The following is a 24504-nucleotide window of genomic DNA, read 5'->3' on the forward strand; positions in this document are numbered from 1 at the left end:
CCACGTGCCCCTGCAGCCGCGAGTCCTCGTCGATCTTCCGCGCCACCCCCTTGGCCTCCAGGGTGGACGAGCCGCCGAACAGCTCCGCCTCCGCGGACTCGCGCGGCACGTCCTTCGCGCCGCTGGTCTGCCGCAGCTGCTTGAGCTCCTCCCGCATGTCCGCGGTGACGAAGCCGTACAGATCCCGGAAGGTCATGATGTCCATCAGGCTGAAGGAGCCCGCGACCGAGGACTGCTCCAGGCCCTGGAACTCGTAGGTGCCGTAGATGCGCACGTTGACGCTCTGCATGTAGCCGCTGTGGGTGAAGCCCGTGATGGACAGGGTGTCTCCCGGCTTCAGGCGGTACAGCTCCACCAGCGGGGCCAGCTCCGAGTAGAACTGCGTGTAGCGCTGCTCGAAGGCGGCGTCGTCCATGGTGAAGAAGGCCCTCAGCAGCTTCTCCACGTCCTGCTCCTGGCTGTTGAGGATGCGCTGCAGCCGCTCGCGCATGAGCGCCAGCTTCTGGGGATCCAACTGGTAGAGGATCTCGCGGGTCTGGTTCCGGTTGTTCTCCAGCAGCCGCTGCATCCGGGCGCTGTTGTCCAGGGTGTAGTGCGTGGTCTCGCGGGCGCGCTTGAGGAGATCCATCCGGTACGCGGCCTTGAGCTTGAGCGTCTCCTCGTAGAAGAGCTTGGACAGGAGCATGCCGCGCTGGCCCGGCGGCACCGCGGTGCCATCGACGATGCGCATCCGGTCGAAGTTCTGCTGGAATGCCGCCACGTCCGTGCCGACGTAGCGCAGGTAGAGCAGGTCCCCATCCGCCATCTGCGGCGCGATGCGGTTCTCCAGGAACTCCAGCGCGCCGAACGCATCCTGATCGAAGCTGGCCCAGAACTCCTCGGAGCGGGCCTTCTCGAGCGCCTCCTTCTCGAGCGGATCGACGTTGGCGTCGTTGATGAAGGCCCGGTTGCGCTCATGGTCCTGCTGGAGCAGCGCCACGAGCTGCCGCACGTGCGCCTTCAGGTTGGCGCGCTGCTCGCTGAGCTCCGGAGTGTCCCCCTTCTCCTCGCGCTGGCGGTACAGCGCTCGGAGGCGCTCGAGCGCCCGGTCCGCGGTGTTCCCCGTGCTGATGAAGGCGGCGTTGATGCCCATGGGCACCACCGTCTTCACGTTGGGGTGGCTCAGCAGCGCCGCCTTCACGCGCGAGAAGTCCTCCAGGGCGCTGAGCTCCGCCTCCTGTCCCAGGTCTCCGAAGAGGGCCAGCTCGTCCTGGGAGCTGGCCGAGTACACCTGCAGGTGACCCGCGAGGCTGCCGATGATGCTGCGCCGCAGCGCCTCGTCCATGCTGTCGAGCATGGAGCCACCCACCACCACCACCAACGTGCCCACGAAGATGATGCCGCCGATGACGCGATTGACACGGCGGGCCAGGAGGTTTCGCAGCGCCACCTCCAGCAGGAGCTTGAGCTGGCTCATCCACGCCCTCCCCTGGCCACCGCGCTGGCGCGAGCCATCAGCTTCTGGAACACCTCGTGGGCGAGGGGAGAATGCGGGAGTCGGAGAGCCATCAGAGGAGGGTGAGCCGGAGCTTCCATGAGCCGCGCGGGGAGAAGGAGATGGGGGTGGGAAGCCGATTCACACAAGAGCCTGGAGCGTACTTGTAGGGCTCCATTCTCGTACACTTGGTTGCACGAGGACAGGGGGTTGACTCCCGAGGTGGGCTGCTCTCCTGCTTCAGCCCGCCACGGAGCCGCCAATGAGCCGCCCGATGCCAAAGGTGATGGCCGCGGCGGCCAGTCCGAACACGAGCTGCCGCAGCCCCGAGGCGAGCATTCCCCGCCCGGTGAGCAGCGTGATGGTGATTCCCAGCAGGAAGAGCCCCAGCCCGCTGAGCGCCACGCTCGCCACCATGGCGGTGAGGCCGGTGAGGAACACGAAGGGCAGCACCGGCAGCACCGCCCCCATGGCGAAGAGGACGAACGAAGTGAGCGCCGCCGTCCAGGGCGAGCCGCCCAGCTCCTCCGGATCGATGCCCAGCTCCTCTCTCGCGAGCGCGTCCAGCGCCGTCTTCGGGTTCGCGATGAGGTGCGAGGCCAGCTCTCGCGCCTCCTGGGCGGGCACGCCCTTGGACTCGTAGATGAGGGCCAGCTCCTCCTCCTCTTCCTCCGGGGCGTGAGCCAGCTCCTCCTTCTCCACGGAGAGCTGATGCGTGGACAGCTCACGGGAGCTCTGCACGGAGATCCACTCGCCGAGCGCCATGGAGATGGCCCCCGCGAGCATCCCCGCCAGGCCCGTGATGAGGATGGCACGGCCGGAGAGGCTCGCCCCGGCCACGCCCATCACCAGGCTGAGGTTCGAGACGAGCCCGTCATTCGCCCCGAGCACCGCCGCGCGCAGCGCATTGCCACCGATGGCGCGGTGCCGGCCCTCGAGCCGTGCGACGGTGCCTCCGGGGAGCCCCTCTCCCAGGGGTCCGCTCAGGGTGCGCAGCAGCCGGGCGTGAGAGGCCTCCTGGCGGCGCATGCCGGTGCCATGTGTCTCTGGCTGCGAGTCGTAGACATGACGGTTGACCTGCTCCAGGTTGGCCATGGTGGGCAGGATCCAGCTCGCGCCGAAGCGCCGCGTCATCCAGGTGAGGGTGCGCGAGCGCCAGCTCGGGCGCCGCGGAGGCACGGGCGCGCCGGCCTTGCGGAGCTGCTCTTCCCAAAAGGTTGCGTGGCGCTCCTCCACCACGGCCAGCCGCTCATAGATGCGGGTGAGCTCGGCCTGGCTGGCCCGCTCGGCCATGGCTCGATAGACGTGGGCGCTGTCCACCTCGTCCTGCCAGTTGCGCCGGTACTTCCGCACGTCGATTTGAGGAGTCATCTGCCCGCCTGCCTCCTTTCGTCCTGCGCCGGGCCCACGGTACGTCTCAAGCTAGGCACCCGTACAGGCTCCGAAAGCAACTCCGAGAGGCCCTGGGGGCTGGCGAGCAAGCGTCTGTCCGTCTCTGGGGACTGCTGCCTCCGTTCTTTCCAATCCTGGAAGTTTGCGGTGAACGCTCCAGCGTACGGCCTGCATTGGTGAAACGATTCAACCGGTTGTCTGCATGCTCGAAGCGGAGGGGCTCAATCGATGCTGACGCTGACTCGGGAGGATGTCCGGCTCGGCTGCCGTGCCGCGGATTGGCGCGGGGCGCTGGAGCAGGCCGCCTCGGCCCTGGTCGAGGCCGGCCGCGTGTCGGCTGAATACCGCGAGGGGTTGTTCGCCCGCGAGGCTCAGTCCTCCACCTATCTCGGCAGCGGCATCGCGATTCCCCACGGTACGCTGGAGAGCCGGCGCTACGTGCATGCCACGGGCGTGCGGGTGCTGCAGTTTCCGGAAGGCGTTCAATGGCACGACGGATCCCAGGTGAATCTGCTGGTGACGATCGCCGCGCAGTCCGACGAGCACCTCGACATCCTGCGTCAGCTCACGCACGTGCTGGAGCGAACGGGCGTGGCCGAGACCCTGGCCCGCGCCACGAATGCCGACGAGGTCATCGCGGCGCTGTCCCGCGAGCTGGTGACGGCTAAGTTCGACGCCGACACGCTCTGCCTGGACGTGCCAGCCCGTGACCGGCTGGAGCTGGCGCTGGCCGCGGCGGCCCGCCTGCGCCATGTCGGCTGTGTGGATGCGAGCTTCGTCGCGGCAATCGCCGGCCAGATGCCGGTCCCCCTGGGTCAGGGGCTCTGGCTCGCGTACGGAGCGACTGGAGTGAGGACTCCCGCGCTGGGGCTGGCGATGCCGAAGCGGAGCGTCAAGGACGACGCGGGAGACGTTGCCGCCGTCTTCTGTCTGGCCGCCCAGGGAGATACTCATCGCGCGCTGCTCGAGCGTCTCGACGCGCTGCTGGCTCGTGGTGACGGTGCCCAGCTCGTGAACCTGCCGGTCGAGCAGATCCTCTCCCGGCTGTCGGGCGAATCCGCCCACGCGAAGACCGCCCGGGTCCAGTTGCTCAATGCCCAGGGCCTGCACGCGCGGCCCGCCAGGGAGCTGGTGCTGGTGGCGCGAGCGCAGCCTGTCCCCGTCCTCGTTCGATTGCTCGAAGGGGATGGCGAGGCGGTCGCGGTGACCAGCCTGATCAAGGTCCTCGGGCTTGGGGCGAGGCACGGCCAGACGTTGGTGTTCTCGGCCGAGGGTGACGGAGCCGAGAAGGCCGTCTCGGCCCTGGCGGACGCGGTCCGCGGGGGACTGGGCGAGCCGGTGACACCGCTCAACGAAGTGCCCGCAGAGCCTGTGGTCCGTGCTGTGGCCACCCCCTTGGTGCCTGTGGCTCCGGTAGCACCGCTCGCCGCACCGGCGGCGGATGAACCGTTGACGGCGGTCCCGGCGGCTCCAGGGCTGGCGATCGCTCCTGCCTACGTTCTTCGCCTGCCAGAGTTCCACTATTCCGAACGAGCGGACGACGCTGCGCGCGAGCGAGCGCGGCTGGAGGGCGCGCTCGCTGGTGCTCGGCAGCAGCTCAAGATGATCGTGCAGCGGACGGCTGCTGGCGAAGTCGCGCAGATCATGTCGATCCATGTGGAGATGCTGGATGACCCGGCTCTGCGCGACGCGGCCATCGCGGCCATCGGTGAAGGCGCGTCAGCGGAGGCCGGCTGGTGGCGAGCGATCGACACCGCGGCCCGTGCGCAGGAGGCGCTCTCCGACCCGTTGCTGGCGGGACGCGCCGCGGATCTGCGTGACGTGGGCCGCCGCGTGCTCGGGCTGCTGTGTGGCATCGAGATGCCGATCCCCCCCGAGCAGCCGTACATCCTGGTGGCCGAGGACCTGGGGCCCTCCGACGTCGCGCGGCTGGACACGGCGAAGGTGCGCGGGATCGTCACGGCGCGCGGAGGAGCCACGGCGCACAGCGCGATCCTCGCCCGGGCGCTGGGTATCGCCGCGGTGGTCGGAGCGGGCGAGCGCGTTCTGGCGCTCGCCTCGGGGGTCGAGCTGATCGTCGATGGTGACACCGGCCGAGTCGTCGCCGCGCCCAGCTCGGCACGCCGTCAGCGCACCGAGCGGCGCATGGAAGAGAAGCAGGTGCTTCAGCAGGCGGCGTACAGCCGGCGCCACGAAGAGGCACGGACTCGGGATGGTCACCGCGTCGAGGTCGGCGCGAACATTGGCAACACCGCGCACGCCGCCGAGGCCATCGAGCGAGGGGCCGAGGGCATCGGCCTGCTGCGCACCGAGTTCGTGTTCATGGCCCATCCGCAGATGCCGGATCTGGCGACGCAGATTGGCGAATACCGCAGGGCGTTCGATGCATTGGCGGGGCGCCCGCTGGTTGCGCGCACGCTCGATGTGGGAGGCGACAAGCCGCTGGCGTACTGGCCGATGCCGCCGGAGGACAACCCGTTCCTTGGTCTGCGCGGCATTCGCCTGACGCTGACGCGTCCGGAGGTGCTCGAGACGCAACTGCGTGCCCTGCTGACCGCGGCGGGTGCTCGCCCGCTGCGCATCATGTTTCCCATGGTCAAGGACGTGGACGAGTTCCGAGCAGGCAAGGCCATCTTCGACCGCGTCCAGGCCGAGGTGAAGGCAGCCGATGTCCAACTCGGCATCATGATCGAGGTGCCGTCCTGTGCGCTGCTGGCACCCACGCTCGCGAAGGAGGCTCACTTCTTCTCGATTGGAACCAACGATCTCACCCAGTACACGCTCGCGATCGACCGCGATCATCCCCAGCTGTCCGCGCAGTCGGATGCGCTGCATCCCGCCGTGCTCCAGATGATTCGCCTGACGGTCGAGGCCGCCCACGCCGAGGGACGGTGGGTGGGCGTCTGCGGAGAGCTCGGCTCCGATCCCTTGGCGATTCCGGTGTTGGTGGGGCTGGGCGTGGATGAGCTGTCCGTCAGCAGCCCCCGAGTGCCGCTGGTGAAAGCCCGCATCCGTGAGTTGACGTTGCCCCAGGCCCGCGAGCTCGCCGCGCTCGCGCTGAGGCAACCCACCGCTCCCGCGGTGCGCGAGGCCCTGGAGGCAGCCTGATGGCGCGAGTCTTGACGCTGACGCTGAACCCCGCCCTGGATCTCTCGATTCGCGCCGGAGCCATCCGGCTCGGCGAGGTCAACCGGACCGAGAGCACCCGCCTCGATGCCGGTGGCAAGGGCATCAACGTGGCGCGTGTCCTCGCGGGGCTGGGGCATGACGTCACGGTGTCGGGGTTGCTCGGCGCCGACAACGAGACCGCCTTCGTGCGGACCTTCGCCGAGTGCGGATTGCGTGACGCGTTCGTCCGAGTGCCGGGCGAGACACGCATCAACGCGAAGCTCTCCGAGCAGGACGGACGAGTCACCGACCTGAACGGGCCGGGCCCACGGATTCCGGAGCGCTCGCTGGAGGAGCTGATTGAGAGGCTCTGGCCGCTGCTGCCAGGGCTCGATGCGGTGGTGGTCTCTGGCAGCCTGCCGCCCAACGTCGCGCCCGAGCAATTCGCGGGCCTCATCACCGGGATCCGTGAGCGCAAGGTGCCGGTCTGGCTCGATACCAGCGGTCCGGCTCTGGTGGCCGGTCTGGCCGCACGGCCCTCTGGCGTCAAACCCAATGAGACCGAGCTCGCCGGCTGGGCGGGCCACTCGCTCGATACGCCCGAAGAGCGCCTCAGGGCCGCGCTGCGGCTCAATACCGAGGGCATCGATGACGTGCTGCTTTCAGTAGGGGCCGAGGGAGTCATCTGGGCCCAGCGAGGCAGCGCCCTGATGGCCAGACCGCCACGGGTCTCCGTCGTCAGCACTGTCGGAGCGGGCGATACGCTGCTGGCGGGATCGCTCCACGGCGTGTTGTCCCGGTGGCCGCGCGAGCGGAGCCTGCGCTTCGCGACGGCGCTCGCCGCTGAATCCGTGCGCCACGTAGGCGTGGGCGATCCGAACGCCACGGATTTCGAAGTGCTCCAGCAACAGACCCTCGTCCAGGAACTGTCCGTGAAGCAGCTCACCCGGGAGACGCACCGATGAACGTGATCATCGTCACGGCCTGTCCCAGCGGCGTGGCCACGACCTTCCTGGCCGCACGCGCCCTCGAGCGTGCCGCGACTCGGCGCGGTTGGAAGGTGTCAGTGGAGATGCACAGCCGGCTCGAGCCGCTGGTTCCGCTCGCCCCGGCCACGATCGCCGCCGCTGATCTGGTCGTCATCGCGGCGAGCGCGCCAGTGGAGCTCAAGCGCTTCATCGGCAAGCGCGTCTATCAGGCCTCCACCGCACAGGCGCTGCCAGCGCCGGACACATTCCTGGCACGTGCCGAGAGTCAGGCCCGTCCGCTGACCGAGGCCACTGGCGCCGCCGCCGCTGGCGCCACCGGAGCTCCGTCTGCTGGACCTGCGCCGAAGTCCGCCGCTTCCGGGCCGACGAAGATTGTGGCCGTCACCGCCTGTCCGACCGGAGTCGCCCATACGTTCATGGCGGCCGAGGCGCTCACCCAGGCCGCGAGCGGACTGGGCTACCCGCTTCGTGTCGAAACGCAGGGCTCGGTGGGGGCCCAGAACAAGCTGACTCCGGAGGAGATCCGAGAGGCCGAAGTCGTCATCCTGGCCTGCGATATCGAGGTCGACACCTCACGCTTCGCGGGCAAGCGCGTGTGGCGAACCTCCACCGGCGCCGCGCTGAAGAAATCGAGCCAGACGATCCATGATGCCCTGGAGAAGGGGCAGGTTCAGGGGAGCGGAGCGATCCGCCCGGCAGCAGAAGAGCGCGGCGGTGAAGGAGGCCAGTCGGGAGCTCGGCGCGGTCCCTACCGGCACCTGCTGACCGGCGTGTCCTTCATGTTGCCGATGGTCGTCGCAGGCGGCCTGCTGATCGCGCTGTCGTTCGTGTTCGGCATCGAGGCCTTCAAGCAGGAAGGCACCTTGGCGGCGGCGCTCATGCGGATTGGCGGGGGAACGGCCTTCAAGCTGATGGTGCCGCTGCTCGCGGGCTACATCGCTTATTCGATCTCCGACCGGCCGGGAATCACGCCTGGGATGATCGGCGGGTATCTCGCGGGCGAGCTGGGAGCGGGGTTCCTCGGAGGCATCGCCGCGGGCTTCATCGCCGGCTACTCGTCACGCGCCCTGAGCCGCTACCTCAAGCTCCCAGCCAGCGTGGAGTCTCTGAAGCCCATCCTGATCATCCCGCTCGTGGCGAGTCTGCTCACCGGGCTGGTGATGATCTACGTCATCGGTACGCCGGTGGCCTCGATCATGTCCGCCATGACGGCGTTCCTGAAGAACATGGGCTCGGGCAACGCGATCCTGCTCGGCGTGTTGCTCGGAGCAATGATGTGCTTCGATCTGGGTGGCCCGATCAACAAGGCGGCGTACACTTTCGGAGTGGGTCTGCTCGCGGAGGGCGGAGCTGGCGCGCAGATGCCGATGGCCGCGATCATGGCGGCAGGTATGGTGCCGCCGTTGGGCATGGGCGTCGCGAGCATGATCGCCCGCTCCAAGTTCTCGGAGCCGGAGCGCGAAGCCGGCAAGGCGTCGTTGGTGCTGGGGCTGTGCTTCATCTCGGAGGGCGCGATCCCGTTCATGGCCAAGGATCCGCTTCGCGTGATTCCCACCTGCATGATCGGCGGGGCGCTGACGGGCGCGCTGTCGATGTACTTCGGAGTGCAGTTGATGGCCCCGCATGGCGGGCTCTTCGTGCTGCTGATCCCCCATGCCGTGAATCACGTGTTGCTGTACCTGCTGTCGATCTGTGCCGGGACCCTGGTGGTCGGCGCCGGTTACGCGCTGGTCAAGGCCGGCAAGGCTGATATGCCGGACGCGACGGGGCAGGCCCCAACCCGGCCCCTGGCCACGCAACGCACGACAACCGCATCGAACTGAGCCGCCAGTCCGGCGGAGGCGTGTGAGCGTCTCCAGCGCTGGACGGTTCGGGCTGAAGCGGAGGGGCTTTGCCCTCTGAATCACGGAAGCGGAGGTGGTGTCCCAGGTGGACTGGTCCAGCTCAGATGAGCAGCGATCGGAGGAACTGATGATGACCGTGGGGGAGAAGCTCAGGGAGCAGGGGCGCCAGCAGGGGCTTGTCGCGGGGCGCGCTGAGGGTGTGCTGCGGATCCTGACCGTGCGCGGCATCGCCGTGGACGAAGAGACTCGCAAGCGCATCCTGTCGTGTACCGACTTGCCAACGCTCGATCAGTGGTTTGATCGAGCGCTGACCGCGGCCCGTGTCTCGGACCTCATGACAAACGGATGACGTAGGGGCTCACGCCCGGGCGAGGATGCCCTCGATGCCCTGGCGGGCGATGGGGTGGTAGCGCTCGGCGTACCTCTGGAAGATCGCTCGGGCCTTGCTCCGGTACTCCTTCGAGGAGTGCAGGGTGCTGTAGAGCGGCTTGAGGTACTTCATCCGGCCCACCTCGCCCAGGAATGCCTCGGCGCGCTCCAGCGCGGGGGCGTACTGAGCCCGCAGCGCCGCGACCAACCAGGACACCAGCACCTCCGAGTTCGTGCTCTTCGTGAACTGGAAGCGCTCGTCCAGCTCCCGGAGCGTGTCACGCGGGGTGTCCGACGGCAGCCACTCCAGGAAGAGCTGCCACTCGGAGGGCGTCCACTCCTTCACCGCCTCTTGCGAGGGCACGGTGCCCATGAGGCGCTGCAGCTCCTCCAGCCGCCGCGAGCGGGGCGAGGGCGCGCTGGCCGGAATCCCCGGTTGGTGCAGGTAGCTCTCCCCATTCACCTTTCCGAGCACCCCCGGCAGCTCGCGCTCGGTGAAGGCCACCCAGTCCTCCGTGGTGAGCGCCTTGAAGCGGAACGTGTCGATGTACTTGCGCAGGTACTTGTCGAACGCCGGGCGCCCCGCCATCGCCTCCATGGCGCACAGCAGCAGGTAGCCCTTCTCGTAGGGGACCTGCGAGAAGACATCGTCCGGATCAATGCCCGTCAGGTGCGTGCGCAGCGCGGTGAGGTGCGGGTGGGCGCGGAAGTGCTCGATCGCCGTCTCCAGCGAGCGCCGGCCCAGGGCGGCATGCAGCGCGGCCTCCTCCGGGCCTTCCAGGGCCTCGAGGATGCGGCGCTCGGCGAACACGGTGAAGCCCTCGTTGAGCCAGAAGTGCTCCGCCGAGGCGTTCGTCACCAGGTTGCCCGTCCACGAGTGGGCCAGCTCGTGCGCCACCACGTTCACCAGGCTCTTGTCCCCGGCCAGCAGCGTCGGCGTGAGGAACGTCAGCCGCGGGTTCTCCATGCCGCCGTACGGGAACGAGGGAGGCATGGTGAGCAAGTCGAACCGCTCCCAGTCATACGCGCCGAACAGGGACTCGGCCACGCGCAGCATGGCGTCCACGTCCTCGAACTCGGAGGCGGCGCTCTCCAGCAGCTCCGGCTCGGCCCACACGCGCGAGCGCGGCCCGAGCTCCTTCGCCGCCAGGCTCCCCACCGCGAACGCCAGCAGGTACGGGGGGATGGGCTGCGGCATCTCGTAGTGCTCCACCGCCTCCACGCTCGGCTCCTCGCGGTGCACGAAGCCGGCGGCCATCACCGCCTTGAGCGCCTTGGGCAGGGTGAGCGCCGCCTTGTAGCGGATGCGGATTCGCGGGGTGTCCTGGAGCGGAATCACCGAGCGGGCGTGGATGGCCTGGCACTGGCTGAAGAGGAACGGGTGCTGCCCGCCCGCCGTCTGCGAGGGCGTGAGCCACTGCAGCGCGCTGGCCTGGGGAGAAGTCCGGTAGCGCACCGTGAGCTGGCGCAGCCCCGCGGGCAGCTCCACGCGCAGCCGGCTGCCCAGGATGGGCTCGGGGGGCGCCAGGTGGAAGGGCAGGGGTTTTCCCTGAGCATCCACCACTGCACGGATGTCGAGATCCCGAGTGTCCAGATCCAGCGGTCCGGCGGAGGCCTCCTTGAGGGTGAGCGTCACCTCCGCGTGCAGGCGGTGCGTCCGGAAGTCCACACGGGCCTTCCAGTCAAGGGATTCAGTCTCGGGCTGGGTGCTGTCGTTGTACGAGTGCGGGTCGAGGCGGGGCATGGGCCCACAGGTTGTAGTCGTAAGGGCGACCCACTGGCGAGACTCTCGATTGACTTTCGGGTCAAACGCCGACATTTGTGCAGTCCCCTCTTCCCCACAGGGAGCCTTTTTGATGACGACGCGGATCCGCAAAGTGGCAGTGCTGGGCGCTGGCGTGATGGGCAGTGGCATCGCCGCGCACCTGGCCAACTCGGGCGTGCGCGCGCTGCTGCTGGACATCGTCCCGCCCAAGGCAGGGCCGGGCGAGGACACCTCCTCCAAGGCCTTCCGCAACAAGTTCGTGCTGGGCGCGCTGGCCAACATGCGCAAGCAGCGCCCCAGCCCCATCGTCTCCGAGCAGGTGTTCACCGCCATCGAGGTGGGCAACTTCGAGGACGACATGGCCCGCCTCGCCGAGTGCGACTGGGTCATCGAGGTGGTGAAGGAGGACATGGCCGTCAAGCAGGCCCTGTTCGCCAAGGTGGAGCAGCACGCGCGCAAGGACGCGATCGTCAGCTCCAACACCTCGGGCCTCTCCATCGTCGGCATGCTGCAGGGCCGCGGCGCCGAGTTCCGCAAGCGCTTCCTGGTGACGCACTTCTTCAACCCCGTGCGCTACATGAAGCTGCTGGAGCTGGTGGCCGGCAAGGAGACGGATCCCGAGGTGGTGCGCACCCTCCACCGCTTTGGCGAGGAGGTGCTCGGCAAGGGCATCGTCTACGGCAAGGACACCACGAACTTCATCGCCAACCGCATCGGCGTGTACGGGATGATGAAGACCCTCTCGGACATGGTGAAGGCGGAGATGACGGTGGAGGAGGTGGACAAGATCTTCGGTCCCCCCATGGGGCGGCCCAAGTCCGCCGTGTTCCGCACCGCGGACATCGTCGGCCTGGACACCTTCGTCCACGTGGCGAAGAACTGCTACGACACGCTCACCCAGGACGAGGAGCGCCAGACGTTCGCCATCCCCGACTTCCTCCAGAAGATGGTGGAGAAGGGGATGCTGGGCGACAAGAGCGGCTCGGGCTTCTACAAGAAGTCCAAGGGCGGCGGTGGTGACGGGGAGAAGGAGATCCTCGCGCTGGACTTGAAGACGCTCGAGTACCGGCCGCAGGCCAAGGTGCGCTTCGAGTCGCTGGGCGCCGCCAAGGACGTGGAGGACGTGCGCGAGCGCGTGGCCGTGGTGATGAAGGGCCAGGACAAGGCCGCGAAGTTCGCCGAGCGGGTGACGCTGGACGTGCTGGCCTACTCCAGCCGCCGCATCCCCGAGATCGCCGATGACATCGTCAACGTGGACCGCGGCGTGCGCTGGGGCTTCGGGTGGGACCTGGGCCCCTTCGAGACGTGGGACGCGTACGGGGTGAAGGCGGGCGTGGCGCGCATGAAGGAGCTGGGCCTCAAGCCGGCCGCCTGGGTGGAGGAGATGCTGGCCGCGGGCCGCGAGTCCTTCTACGGCGTGCAGAACGGCCGTGACACCTACTGGGACATCCCCAGCAAGTCGGTGAAGCCGGTGCAGGAGAACGAGCGCACCGCTCGCGTGGAGTACCTCAAGCGCGGCAACAAGAAGATCACCGGCAACGACAGCGCCTCGCTGTGGGACATGGGTGACGGCGTCACGCTGCTGGAGTTCCACTCGAAGATGAACTCCATCGACGATGACATCATCGCGATGATGAACAAGGCCCTGGACGAGACGGAGAAGAACCACCTGGGCCTGGTGATCGGCAACGACGGGGCGAACTTCTCGGCGGGCGCCAACATCGCGGGCCTGCTGATGGCGGCCAAGAGCGACGAGTTCGACGCCATCCGGAAGATGGCCTCGGCGTTCCAGGCGGCCAACCAGCGCATGCGCTACAGCCCGGTGCCGGTGGTGACGGCGCCCTTCAACCTCACCCTGGGCGGCGGCGCGGAGGTGACGATGGGCGGCAACGCCATCCAGGCCTCGGCGGAGCTGTACATGGGCCTCGTCGAGGTGGGCGTGGGCCTCATCCCCGGCGGCGGCGGAACGATGATGCTGCTGCGCAACCTCTTCGGCCCCTACGCGGCGGACAAGGACTTCGACGCGCTGCCCTTCCTCAAGAAGGTGTTCCTGGCGATCGGCATGGCGAAGGTGGCCACCAGCGCGGAGGAGGCTCGGGAGCTGGGCTTCCTGAGCGCCAGCGACGGCCTCAGCGCCAACCGGGACTTCCTCCTGGCGGACGCCAAGCAGCGCGTGCTGGGCATGGCGAAGTCGGGCTTCCGGGCGCCTCGGCCTACGCGCTTCCGCCTGCCGGGGCCCAGCGGCGCGGCCACCATCGACATGATGCTGTACGACATGCAGCTCAACAACCAGATCTCCGCGCACGACCGGAAGATCGCCCAGAAGCTGGCGCGGGTGCTCACCGGTGGGGACACCAGCCCCTCCGTGCTCCTCACCGAGGAGCGGCTGCTGGAGCTGGAGCTGGAGGCCTTCATGAGCCTGTGCGGCGAGGAGAAGACCCAGGATCGGCTCATGTACATGCTGGAGAAGGGCAAGCCGCTGCGGAACTAGCTCGCGGCCTTTATCCAACGTTCGCAGAGCTACGCAGATGAGGACTTTGATTGCCTGGACGCTGTCCAGGCGAGGAGACGCAAGATGGCCAGCCGAGTCGTGATTGCCAGCGCGGTGCGGACCCCGTTCACCCGCGCGCACAAGGGAGAGTTCAAGGACACGCGGCCCGACACGCTCGCGGCCCACGTCATCAAGGAGGCCGTGGCGCGCGTGCCGGGCCTCAAGCCCGAGGACGTGGAGGACGTGATCCTCGGCTGCGCCATGCCGGAGGCCGAGCAGGGGATGAACGTGGCTCGCCAGGCCACCCTGCTGGCGGGGCTGCCGGACAGCGTGCCGGCGATGACGATCAACCGCTTCTGCTCGTCGGGCACACAGTCGATCGCCCAGGCGGCGCAGGCCATTCAGGCGGGGATGATCCAGGTGGCGGTCGCCGGCGGCACCGAGTCCATGACGATGGTGCCCATGGGCGGCAACAAGGTGAGCGCCAACCCGGAGATCATGGACAAGCACCCGGAGGTCTACACCTCCATGGGCGCGACGGCGGAGAACATCGCCACGCGCTACAGCGTGAGCCGTGAGGACGCGGACAAGTTCGCCTACGAGTCCCAGCGCCGGGCGGCCACGGCTCGCGAGCAGGGCAAGTTCAAGGAGGAGATCCTCCCCATCACCACGACGATGTTCGACGACGACGGCAAGCCGAAGCAGGTGACCGTCACGTTCGACACCATCCTCCGGCCGGACACCACGCTGGAGGGCCTGGCGAAGCTGAAGCCGGCGTTCAACGCGAAGGGCGTGGTGACGGCGGGTAACGCCTCGCCGCTGACGGACGGCGCGGCGGCGGCGGTGGTGATGAGCGAGGAGAAGGCGAAGTCGCTCGGGGTGAAGCCGCTGGGCTACTTCCTGGACTTCCAGGTGGCGGGCGTGCCGCCGGAGATCATGGGCATTGGCCCCATCCCGGCGGTGAAGAAGCTGCTGGCGAAGAACAAGCTCAAGATCGAGGACATTGACGTCTTCGAGCTGAACGAGGCCTTCGCGGCGCAGGCGCTGCACTGCATCCGCGAGCTGGGCATCCCGCTGGACAAGGTGAACCCGAACGGCGGCGCCATCGCCCTGGGCCACCCGCTGGGAGTGTCCGGTGCGCGCATGGTGGGCACCATCCTGTACGAGCTGAAGCGCCGCAACGGCCGCTACGGCGTCGTCACCATGTGCATTGGTGGCGGCATGGGCGCCGCGGCGCTCATCGAGCTGGCGAAGTAGCTGGGAGCGGTAGACCTATACTGTTGTTGGAACAGGCCTCTCCTCGGCTCGGGGCGAGGCCGTTTCTTTTGGAGGGAATGTCGATGCGAACGCGGCAGTGGGTAGCGGTGACTGCTCTGGTGGTGGGCGCGGCGGCGGTCCTGGGGTGCGGCCAGGATCCGGCCACGCACGTGAACACCAACTATTACAAGGGCATCAACACGACCCGGGCTCCGGATGGGCAGGTGACCGGGACGGGCGAGACGTTGCTGCGCCGGGTCTTCGATGGGGTCAACCACCAGATCATCGAGGACGTGATGACCAAGGATGATCAGCAGGGCGTCCAGCAGAACACGCTGACGTTCGTGGTGTCGGGCTCGAGGTTTGAGGATCCCACCACGGGCTTCACGGGCGAATTGCACGGGGACCCGTGGGATTGGAGCTCATGGACGGCCACTGGGACGCTGCCGAACGGGCTCACTGTGGAGAGCACGAGCACCATCAGCCCGAACAAGGTGATCGTCGACATGAACTTCAAGAGCGGTGACGCGGTGCAGTTCACCGTGAAGCACGAGGTGGCAGCCATCCTGGAGGAGAATTACGAGCGGATTCGCTCGCAGTGGAAGCCCCAGTAGCCAGTTGCTCGAGTGGGCGAATCAGCGACTGGCAAAAGCTTGCGCGAGTTCATCGCGGCTCCTGCGAGGTGGGTGTGGCAGAAGCGTTGAAGGAAGCCATGTAGCACTCCCCTTTGTAATCAAACATCCTATCGCCGCAGGGAGGTTCCTGACCCTTGATAGGACCGAGCCAGCATCCGCCGTTGATTGCTCGTTCTGCCCTCGGGTCGCACGGCGGCCGACGCTGATTGGGGTAGGGAGTGGCGGGCATGGAGCGGCCGAGAGACAGAATGGGGGAGTAGACGGTCTTGGGAATGTTCTCCATGCTGATGAGCGCCTCCTCGGCTACCCCACCGTCAAGAGCCTCGGGCACTGGGCGCGCCAATTCCGCTCGGCGCTCGGGCGGCAGGGCTCCAGCCGCCACGCGGGCGCAGAGGTGAATGACCACGAGCAGCATGGCCCCCGCTGCAAGGCCGCCGCCCAGAGCCGCCACCGCTGTAGACGCCCACGAAGGCCAAGACCACCGCCAGCGTGGGCGTGGCCCCGGGCTCGATGTCTCGGCTGTGTCCTCCGCTGCCGGAGTGGGCACGATGGGCTGAGCAGCCTCCCGCTCCGCCGCAGCGGCCGACAGCCCTATGGCCAGAGCCGCGGCGGAAGGGCGAGCCCGCCGATCCTGAGAGAGGCAGGCCAGGATCAGCCGATCCAGGCCGATGCTCACCGTCGCGAGCTCACGCGGGGGCAGCAGCCGCCGCTGAGGCAACGAGCCCTCCTCGGGCGCGGGCGGGTAGATGTCCGTGCAGAGGCGATAGGCGGTCGCCCCCAACGCGTACACGTCATCCGCCGGGCCGGCCTGATAGGGCTCTCCCGTCTTCCGATGCGCCCAAGCCCAGCGCACAGCCTCCGGAGCCCTGTAGCTCGAGGTGCCTGGGGGCAGCACCGTGTCCGTCACACCGTGGGCACCCTCATGCGTGCCGCACCCCCAGTCCAGAAGCACGGCGCGGCCCTCGGCAGTCACGAGGATATTGTCCCCCTTCACATCCCGGTGGACACCACCGGCAGCGTGGGCCGCAGCCAGGGCTCCAGCGAGCTGCGCGAGGATCTGGAGGACCTGAGCAGAGGTGGGCTTTTGCTGCCGCGCCCACTTGTACAGGGGCAGGCCCTCCACCCACTCCATGACGACGTAGGGGAAGTCCCGCCCGCTGCTGCTCTTCCACCAGCCCCGGTCCTCGAAGCGAGGGATGCTGGGGTGGGTGGTGCGCTGGAGCAGCCACACCTCGCGCGGGAAGCGCGGATCGTCAACGTAGAGCGCGATCTTCAGAGCGAAGAAGCCAGCCTCGGGGTGGCCGGCGCGCGTCACCTTGAACACCCAACCGAAGCTGCCCCTGTCCCGTCGCTCGCGGATCACCCACGGACCGATGATGACACCTGGCACCAGCTCGGTGTGGTGCTGCGCGTGTGTCAGGCCGCTGTCGATCATGGCTTACCTCCCAATGAGTTGGAGGCGTGGCACCCTACCTCTTAAGTTGGAGTGGTGCTAGCCATGCGCCACCGCAGTTCCCAGGGCGGCGATCTGTTTCGCGAGTGCCGTAACCGCTAAACCTCCTCGAATCTCGTGCCGGTGGCGCCCATTTTCTCCAAGCTGTCCTTGATGGCCTCGGAGACAATCAGGGGGCCTTCCCACCCCTCGCAACGAAACACCTGGGCGGTGCCCACTGCGGACTTGTCGATGCGCATGTCCCGCACGGACATGTACTGACCCACCATGTGAGGCACTCCATTTTCATGGGTCCAGAGCCGGATCCGGGAGGCCTGCTCGTCAATGCAGCGGAATCGGCGTGTGGCCACGAGGATGAGGTACTGATCTGGCTGGCCCTCTACGTCCACGGGGAGCAGTTGCACGTCATCCGAGGCCAGCTCTGCGAACAGGGACGCGACCCGGACATGGACGACTGGAAGGCCCACGTTCGCTTCCGTGAAGTCCAGCGGCTTGCCAGGGATCTCTACGGGGATTCTCAACCGTTCCTGGATGTGGACAGGAACCCCCAACCTGAACTGCCAGTAGTCCACCTCCTGACCATGACGGTCCTTCGGGGTGTCGAGATGCCAGCGGTGTGGGACATACACATCGTCAGCGAGCCTGAAGAAACGCAGGGGCATGAGCTCCATCTAGCGCGGAGGCTACTTGGTGACGAGTTGGTTCAGCTCGGTTCCCGGGGTGGCAATATCCTGGGCGAGAGTCCTGAGGGCCTCCGTCAGGGCTGCCCGGCACTCCACGATGCTGCGGCAGATCTGCGTTGCACGGTCCAGTTCATCGTAGACGAGCTGGTGATACCGCGCAGGGTGAGGACCGTAGTGCCCTTTCAGAGGCATCTTGTTCGCGGGGTCCTCCAGCGACATTCCCGCCCTGGCGAAGATCTTCCGGAACCTTGGCGTCCACGGTCCTCCGCGCGAGGCGTCCTTGTCGTTGCAGACGGTGGCGATGTGGTGCTTCTCAACGCAGGGGCCCTTGCCGCCACCGGTGCCCCGTGCCGCCATGGCCACCGCGTTGGCGGCCAGCGTGACGGTGACACCCTCGTCCGCCAGCGCGATCTCCTCCACCGTTCCCAGGGCCGGCAGAGAGAGTCCCATCTGCTCCTCGGCCTGCGCAGCCACTTCAGCCGAGCCCGGCAGCGTCTGCACCGTCGCCGCGAACCCCTGCGCCGTCTGCCCGATAGCGGCCAGCAGCAGCATGGCCACCGCCTTGGCGGACTCTTGCCCCAGAATCCTCCCGAAGCGCTCACCCGCGTCGCGGATCTGCTCGAAGGTGGTGGCCCCCTTCATCGCCTCCATCAACTCGAACCAGCCGGCCACCAGGTCATGGAGCGTGGCGTAGCCCACGTAGAGAATGACCCCCACCCCCAGCGCCGCCACCAGCGCGGGCGCCACCGGATTGAGCACCAGAATCAAGAGCAGGGAGCCCAACGTCCACAGGGCCGAGTTGATCAGCGCCTGGACGTTCACCATCTCTCCCAGCGCCTTCTTCATCTCCTCCAGCACGGGGCTCTTGCTCAGGGCCATGGCCCACATGTACCGGCCTTGCATGTCCAGGTAGCGCCCGGCCACCAGCGCGCCTCCGAGACAATCCCCGGAGGTGCCTTGCGCTCGCTGGCACCAGAGCCGGTAGCGCTCGGCCAACTCCACGTCGGCCTGGGTCAACGTGCCGTCCCAGTCGCCCGGCCCGGTGGGCACCAGCTTCTTGTCCCTCAGCAGATAGAGGTAGTTGCCGCTCATCGGGTCGAGCTGAAACGTCCGCTCCGCCGTTTGGCGTGGGGTGCCCGTGAGCCGGACCTGGCGCGCCAGCTTCCTCATGGCCTGCTGGTACTCTTCTTCCTCCAGCTCGACGGGCTGCGCCTCCACGGTGCGGGGAATCTGGATGACCGCCTTGCCCCGCTCCATCGCCACGCGGACACGAGGGACTCCCGCACAGCTGACCATCACCGCCAGCAGCAGCGGATTGAGCCGCCACAGGATGCGCCACAGCATGGGGTGCTCCCTTCAACGTGCGCTCCTAACCGGTTAGGAGCGGCAGGGGGAGGGGCACTCCTAACCGGTTAGGAGCGCTGAGGGTGGCCAGATGTGGTGCCAGAGCCGGATGCTCAGTCTCAGTCTCAGTTGTTCGAGTAGAAGAGGCCGAGCTGCCCTGGCAGCCGGCGGAACTCCAGCGAGGGCATGTCGTCGCTGTTGCGGAACGCGGGGGTCCGGGAGGACAGGTCCTTCAGGGTCTCGTCTCCCAGCAACACCAGCCGCTCGAAGCCCGCCAGCCCGTCCTTGATGCCGATCGTCCCCAGCAGGGCTCGGCCCTCGTCGTAGTGCTGCATGAACAGCTCCCGCTGGTGCGGCTGCAGCGGCTCCGCCGAGGCGATGATCGTCAGCCCGTTCCCGTACGCCGGGATGCCCTTCACGTGCGGGAAGACCTCGTGGATGCCGTGGTAGAGCGAGGCGATGTCCGGCCCGAAGATGTGCTGCGCCAGCACGCCCCCGGGCTTCAGTCGCGAACGGGCTAGCTCGTAGAACTCGTGGCTGAAGAGGCTCGATGAGCCCGGCAGGTACGGGTCCGAGACGTTGATCGAGATGATGTCGTAACGCTCAGTCGTCGTCGCCAGGAAGTGGCGCCCGTCCGTGACGTGGATCTGCACTCGCGGGTTGGAGAAGTAGTCGTGGTTACCCGGGCTGAACAGCTTCGCGTTCTCGATCAGCGCCGGGACGATCTCCACCGCGTCGATGGAGCTCACCTCCGATACTCGCGAGAAGGCCCCCGCCGTGATTCCGTACCCCGAGCCGATGACCAGCACCTTCTCCAGCTTCGGCGCGTAGAGGATCGGCAGGAACGCCTGCGACTCCTGCACGTACTGCGTGCTCGGATCCCCGTACAGGTACACGAGGTCCGTCCGGTTGTTCAGCACCCGCAGCTTGGTCTCATCCACTCGCACCACGCTGAAGATGCCGTGCGCGTCCTCACTCCGGACGACCGCCTTCTCGGCATCCACCACCGGCGGCACCTGGAGGCTGCGCGGCCCGATGATCGCCAGGAAGCCCAGCACCGCCACTCCGCCGAGCGCGTGGTCCGTGAGCTTGAACTGCGGACGGAACGCATACGCCAGCCCCGCCAGGGCCATCAGCAGCAGCACGGAGTTGAAGGCGATGAGGCCGTTGGAGCCGATCAGGTTGATGAGCACGTAGCCGCTCGCCAGCGAGCCCAGAAGGCTGGCCAGCGTGTTCATGCCGTACACCAGCCCCACCCAGCTCGCCCCGTTCGTCACACCCGCGGGCCTCGCCGCCAGCGTCAGCGGGAAGATCAGCCCCAGCGCCGTCGCGGGGAACACCACCATCAGCAGGATGAAGAGGACCACCCACTCCGGCTGCTTCGGCTGGAACGCCGAGCGCTCCAGCAGGAACGCGCCCGCGAACGAGATCAACGTCAGCGAGCACGCGTACAGCAGGATGCGCCACAGCGGAGTCGGCCCGCGCAGCATGGCGCTGCTCATGCGCGCCGCCTGTCCCATGAAGAGCAGGATGATGGCCAGCGTGATGCTCGTCACATAGATGCGGTTGCCGAAGCACAGCGACAGGAAGCGCGTCCAGGTGATCTCACACGAGAGCGCCACGAAGCCCGAGAACACCGCCAGCGCCAGCATCAGCGGGCGGCTGAGCATCCGCCCCTCCGGCGTTCCAGAGGCGCCCTGGGCAGGCTCCTCGGCGGCGGGCTCCGAGGCGGGCGGGAAGAACCGGTTGCTCAGCAGGGCCGCGGTGAAGATGAGGGCGTTGACCACCGTGGCGATGGCTCCGGCCCGGATGCAGCCCACGTAGTAGATGAGCACGAAGCTGGAGAGAATGCTCCCCGTGGCCGCGCCGATGGTGTTGACGCCGTAGAGCGCGGACACCTGCCGGCGATCCACGACGAGCTGGCTCAGCAGCGGCAGCGTCATCCCCATGAGCGCGGTGGGAATGCCAATGAGCGCCAGGCACACCGTGAACTGCGCGGCCAGCCGGGGCACCAGCGGCGCCGTGGGCGAGCCCGACAGCGAGAGGTAGAAGTCCTGGTGGGTGAAGAGCGTCCAGGTGACGATCAGCGAGCTGAGCCCCACTAGCAGCTCCACCATGCCGTAGGCCGCAAGTGGGCGCTCGGCCAGCCGCCGGCCGTTCTTCAGCAGCCGCGACATGGCCAGGCTCCCCAGCCCCAGCCCGAGCATGAACACGGTGATGACACACGCCATCGAGTAGATGGTGCTGCCGAGGATGATGCTGAACCCGCGCAGCCAGATGATCTGGAAGGTGAGCGACGTCATCCCCGTGCAGAACAGGAGCGCGCACAGGAAGCGGAAGCGAGAGCGGCTGAGCGTGGCGGGTGAGTCGTTCATGGCATCTCGGTGGCGGCGAGCCGCGAGTAGGGGGCGAGCGTGCGGACCCGCTCGAGGTACTTGTGGGCCTCGCTCTTATCACCTCGATCCAGCGCCAGCCGGGCGAGCGCCTCGGCCACGGTGAGATCCGAGGGGTTGTAGCGCAGGGCTTCTTCCAGGAGCCCTCGGGCCTTCTCGGGATCCAGCGGCGGCTGCACCTTCGCCGCCAGTCCCAAGACCTGTGCCATCCACACGGCGGCGGCGTGGTGGCGCGGGTAGATCTTGAGCGCCCGCCGGAAGTCGGCCGTCAGCGTGTCGGCGTTCGCCAGCACCTCGGCCGGAGGGCGGGCGCCAAACTGATCGAGGGCCTCGACGCCGCGGAAGAAGAGCAGGTCCGCGTCGTGGACGCGCTGGACCTCGTCGCGCAGGACTGTCAGGGCCTCACTCGACTCGGGGCCTGCCCGCAGGTGCGGGAAGACCGCGCCCGCCGGGTACACGAGGAGCTGGCGCACGGCGGCGTCGATCTCGGCGGGGGTTTCCTGTGGCAGGAAGTCCAGCACCGGGTTCATGTCCCGGTTGACCAGCGGAATGCGTGAGGCGATCTGGCGGAGCTGCTCGGGCCCGGCGCGGAAGCTGCCGAAGAAGAGCCCTGGAGAGTCCCAGCCGAAGGACTGGAGATCCTCGCGCGCCACCTGCTCGTACTTCTCCTGCCAGGCCTTGAGATCGATCCGCGCCTCGTCCCGGAAGCCGATGATGAACGCCTCCTGCGTGTTCAGGCCCAGCGGCAGCCACAGCAGGCTCTGCGGGAAGACCTCCTGGAACGTTTTCAGGATCACCATCGCCTTGCTCGTGCCCGCGTTGAGCGGCAGCCACGCGAGCGCCACGCCTCCGGGCCGCAGGTGCCGGCGCGCCTCGCGGAAGTGCTCCTGCGTGTAGAGCCGGAGGCTGCCCTCGCTGGCGAGGATCATCGAGTCCGACATGATGACGTCGTACTGCTCCTGGCTCATCTTCAGGAAGTGACGGCCGTCCATCACGTCCACGCGCACGTTGGGCTTCTGGCTCGCGTGCTCGTTGAGCGCCCCGAAGTACTGCTCGGCCATCGGGACCATGTTCTCGTCGAGCTCCACCAGGTGGAGCAGCTCCGGGTTGTAGAGCAGCAGGGTGCGCGCGAGCTCTCCCACGCCGTAGCCGATCTCCAGCACCCGCTGCGGATTCGGGTGCACGAGCATGGGCAGGTGGGCCTGGAGCTTCTGTGTCTGCCTCCGCGCCGGCACCGTCTCGCCGGACTGAAAGGGGCCTCCCAGGAGGACGCGCTCGCCCTGGGGATTCTCCGCCACCAGCACCGGCTGCAAGCTGCTCTCGCGCTCCGCGATGATCCGGAAGTCCGGACGGAGGCTGACGTGCTCGTAGTAGTGCGTGATCCAGTCTTCACTGACCCAGCCGGCCAACCCCAGCACCGCGAGCCCCGCGCTCAACCCGATCCACCGGGCACTCAGAGGGCGCACCGAGAGGACAGCCACGCCCGCCGCGATGGCCAGGTTGAGCCCCGCCACGAGCAGCAGCGTGTTCGAGGTGCCGATGGCGGGGAACAGGACAAAGCCCGTCAGGAACGAGCCCAGCACCGAGCCCGCCGTGTTGGCCGAGTAGATGTTCCCCACGGACCTTCCGAGCAGGCGCAGCGGCCCCGCGTAGAGCTTGCCCGCCAGGGGGAAGAGCCCGCCCAGCAGCAGCGTCATCGCAAACAGGATGAGGAAGCCGGCGGCGATACTGACCGTTCGGTTCCCCCATCCGCTGATCACGGATAGCAGCGGCAGGCTGACGAGCCCGAGGAACCCCAGCAGGGCCTCGAAGGCCACGAACAGCTTGAGATCGCTCAGGCCCGAGGGGCTCCAGCGGCTGAACGCGACGCTGCCAAGGCTGATGCCCAGCAAGTACACCGATAGAACGCAGGCGAAGGTGGTCAACCGGCCCAGCAGGAGGAAGTCGAGCAGGCGGAACCAGATGACCTCGTAGGCGAGCGCGCAGAAGCCGGAGATCGCGAAGGCGGGCAGGAGGATGCGGCCGTCGATGGCCTCCCTCGCCTCGGTGGGAGCAGGGGAGGTGGCAGGGGCTTCGTCATCGGAGCGCGGCGCCGAGCTCTCCCGGCGGGCCAGGAGCAAGGCCGCCAGACCCGTCACGGCGTTGAGCGTGAGCGCGAGGTGATAGCCCACCTCGTAGCCCAGCACCCACACCAGCCCGATCATGAGGATGGCGCCCGCGGCCGCTCCCAGGGTGTTGATGGAGTAGAGCTGGCCCAGCGCGGCCTTCAGCCCCTCGTCACGGTCCACCACGTACCGGGCGAGCACGGGCAGGGTGCCACCAATGAGCGTGGCGGTGATGGAGACAAAGGCAAAGGCGATGACGAAGACGAGCCACTTGATCGTGGCCTGCGGCGCCAGGGCATAGAGCGCCGAGTAGACCGAGTCGATGCGGTGGAAGGCGTAGAACGCGAGGAGCCCGCTGAAGGCGACGCCCAGCTCCAGCAGCCCATAGATGCGCAGCGGCCGGGGGTGGCGGTCCGCCATCCTGCCGAAGAGGTACGAGCCCAGCCCGAGGCCCAGCATGAACGCCGTGATGACGGCGGTGACGCTGTGGGTGGTGCCCCCGAGCAGGAACGTGAAGATCCGAGTCCAGAGGACCTCGAAGAGGATCCCTGAGAGGCCCGAGACGAAGAAGAGACGCAGCACCCAATGCTGGGCGGTGGGGGCGGGGGCGGCCATGTGGGTCGCGTGAGGATGCCACAGGAGAGGGTTCTTCTGCCCGGCTGCCTGCTGGGCATGCCGCGCGCCGCCACGAGACAGGGCTGTAGCCCACCGGCCGAGCGCCGCTCGTCACAAAGCGGCTCCAAGGCTCTCGGACACTGCGGGGGGAACCATGAAGCTCCTGACCGAGATCTTCTTCTATGGCTACGTCGGCTTGCTCATCATTGCTGGAGGCTGGGGTGTGCTCGGGGCGAGGCTCGACCACCGGCTCCTCTTCGGCATGGATCCGAGTACCCTGGAGCGCCGCACGGGCGCGAGTCTGGTCAGCCAGTATCGTTTTCTCCGGGCGATCGAGTGCGGCTTCGGGCTCTTCGCGCTGCTCTGGCGGCACGAGATCTTCACCGAGCGGCCCTTCAATCGGCTCTTCCTGGCAACGATGACCCTGGGCGTCGTGGCGCGAGTGGTCTCCCTTCTCGTGGAGGGCCGGCCGCGTCCGATCTTCTATTTCTTCCTGGGCTCCGAAGCGATCGGGGCGATCCTCATCTTCGCGTACACGCGAGGCACGCTTTGCTTCTGAAGATGCGCCGCCCGACGCACTTTGCTAG

General features: G+C 67.7%; 16 protein-coding genes. 8 read left to right on the forward strand and 8 right to left on the reverse strand.

Features of this window, described 5'->3' with window-relative positions:
- The coding region (locus tag ACJ8AT_RS36185) for an ABC transporter permease (protein ID WP_407742532.1) at nucleotides 1–1456 on the reverse strand (1456 nt) is incomplete at its 3' end.
- Between the two features lie 258 nt (nucleotides 1457–1714).
- On the reverse strand, nucleotides 1715–2845 hold the full coding sequence (locus tag ACJ8AT_RS36190) for a VIT1/CCC1 transporter family protein (protein WP_407742533.1): 1131 nt from the start codon (nucleotides 2843–2845) through the stop codon (nucleotides 1715–1717).
- 249 nt (nucleotides 2846–3094) lie between these two features.
- On the opposite strand from ACJ8AT_RS36190, the gene ptsP reads away from it, so the two are divergent.
- From ptsP to ACJ8AT_RS36210, 4 genes are all read left to right on the forward strand, one after another.
- Entirely contained in the window at nucleotides 3095–5974 is a 2880-nt protein-coding gene (gene ptsP, locus ACJ8AT_RS36195; protein WP_407742534.1) for a phosphoenolpyruvate--protein phosphotransferase, read from the forward strand.
- Nucleotides 5974–6939, forward strand: a complete 966-nt coding sequence (gene pfkB, locus ACJ8AT_RS36200) for a 1-phosphofructokinase (RefSeq protein ID WP_407742535.1) — start codon at nucleotides 5974–5976, stop codon at nucleotides 6937–6939. The genes ptsP and pfkB overlap by 1 nt, the downstream gene beginning before the upstream one ends.
- On the forward strand, nucleotides 6936–8786 hold the full coding sequence (locus tag ACJ8AT_RS36205; RefSeq protein WP_407742536.1) for a PTS fructose-like transporter subunit IIB: 1851 nt from the start codon (nucleotides 6936–6938) through the stop codon (nucleotides 8784–8786). Before pfkB ends, ACJ8AT_RS36205 begins: the two co-directional genes overlap by 4 nt.
- A gap of 148 nt (nucleotides 8787–8934) precedes the next feature.
- Nucleotides 8935–9156 (forward strand): hypothetical protein, encoded by a 222-nt coding sequence (locus tag ACJ8AT_RS36210; RefSeq protein ID WP_407742537.1) that lies wholly within the window; start codon nucleotides 8935–8937, stop codon nucleotides 9154–9156.
- A 9-nt stretch (nucleotides 9157–9165) separates the two neighbouring features.
- Here the strand turns inward: ACJ8AT_RS36210 and ACJ8AT_RS36215 are convergent, their stop codons facing one another.
- Nucleotides 9166–10920, reverse strand: a complete 1755-nt coding sequence (locus tag ACJ8AT_RS36215; protein WP_407742538.1) for a M1 family metallopeptidase — start codon at nucleotides 10918–10920, stop codon at nucleotides 9166–9168.
- Nucleotides 10921–11032: 112 nt separating this feature from the next.
- On the opposite strand from ACJ8AT_RS36215, the gene ACJ8AT_RS36220 reads away from it, so the two are divergent.
- From ACJ8AT_RS36220 to ACJ8AT_RS36230, 3 genes are all read left to right on the forward strand, one after another.
- On the forward strand, nucleotides 11033–13432 hold the full coding sequence (locus ACJ8AT_RS36220; protein WP_407742539.1) for a 3-hydroxyacyl-CoA dehydrogenase/enoyl-CoA hydratase family protein: 2400 nt from the start codon (nucleotides 11033–11035) through the stop codon (nucleotides 13430–13432).
- A gap of 84 nt (nucleotides 13433–13516) precedes the next feature.
- Nucleotides 13517–14689 (forward strand): thiolase family protein, encoded by a 1173-nt coding sequence (locus ACJ8AT_RS36225; protein WP_407742540.1) that lies wholly within the window; start codon nucleotides 13517–13519, stop codon nucleotides 14687–14689.
- A 77-nt stretch (nucleotides 14690–14766) separates the two neighbouring features.
- A complete protein-coding gene (locus tag ACJ8AT_RS36230; RefSeq protein ID WP_407742541.1) occupies nucleotides 14767–15303 on the forward strand; it encodes a hypothetical protein in 537 nt (178 codons plus the stop codon).
- A gap of 49 nt (nucleotides 15304–15352) precedes the next feature.
- Here the strand turns inward: ACJ8AT_RS36230 and ACJ8AT_RS36235 are convergent, their stop codons facing one another.
- From ACJ8AT_RS36235 to ACJ8AT_RS36255, 5 genes are all read right to left on the reverse strand, one after another.
- A complete protein-coding gene (locus ACJ8AT_RS36235) occupies nucleotides 15353–16759 on the reverse strand; it encodes a serine/threonine protein kinase (protein WP_407742542.1) in 1407 nt (468 codons plus the stop codon).
- Nucleotides 16760–16875: 116 nt separating this feature from the next.
- Nucleotides 16876–17439: an imm11 family protein gene (locus tag ACJ8AT_RS36240; protein ID WP_407742543.1), complete on the reverse strand. Its 564-nt coding sequence runs from the start codon at nucleotides 17437–17439 to the stop codon at nucleotides 16876–16878.
- Nucleotides 17440–17460: 21 nt separating this feature from the next.
- Nucleotides 17461–18804, reverse strand: a complete 1344-nt coding sequence (locus ACJ8AT_RS36245; RefSeq protein ID WP_407742544.1) for an AHH domain-containing protein — start codon at nucleotides 18802–18804, stop codon at nucleotides 17461–17463.
- Between the two features lie 125 nt (nucleotides 18805–18929).
- The gene (locus tag ACJ8AT_RS36250; RefSeq protein ID WP_407742545.1) at nucleotides 18930–21179 is read right to left on the reverse strand and encodes a fused MFS/spermidine synthase; all 2250 of its coding nucleotides are present in this window, start codon (nucleotides 21177–21179) and stop codon (nucleotides 18930–18932) included.
- A complete protein-coding gene (locus ACJ8AT_RS36255; protein ID WP_407742546.1) occupies nucleotides 21176–23917 on the reverse strand; it encodes an MFS transporter in 2742 nt (913 codons plus the stop codon). The genes ACJ8AT_RS36250 and ACJ8AT_RS36255 overlap by 4 nt, the downstream gene beginning before the upstream one ends.
- A gap of 154 nt (nucleotides 23918–24071) precedes the next feature.
- Between ACJ8AT_RS36255 and ACJ8AT_RS36260 the strand changes: the two genes are divergently transcribed.
- Nucleotides 24072–24476: a DUF4345 family protein gene (locus ACJ8AT_RS36260; protein ID WP_407742547.1), complete on the forward strand. Its 405-nt coding sequence runs from the start codon at nucleotides 24072–24074 to the stop codon at nucleotides 24474–24476.
- The last annotated feature ends 28 nt before the right edge of the window (nucleotides 24477–24504 follow it).

The sequence above is a fragment of the Hyalangium sp. genome (assembly GCF_045802625.1).
In the GTDB taxonomy this organism is placed as follows: Bacteria; Myxococcota; Myxococcia; order Myxococcales; family Myxococcaceae; genus Hyalangium.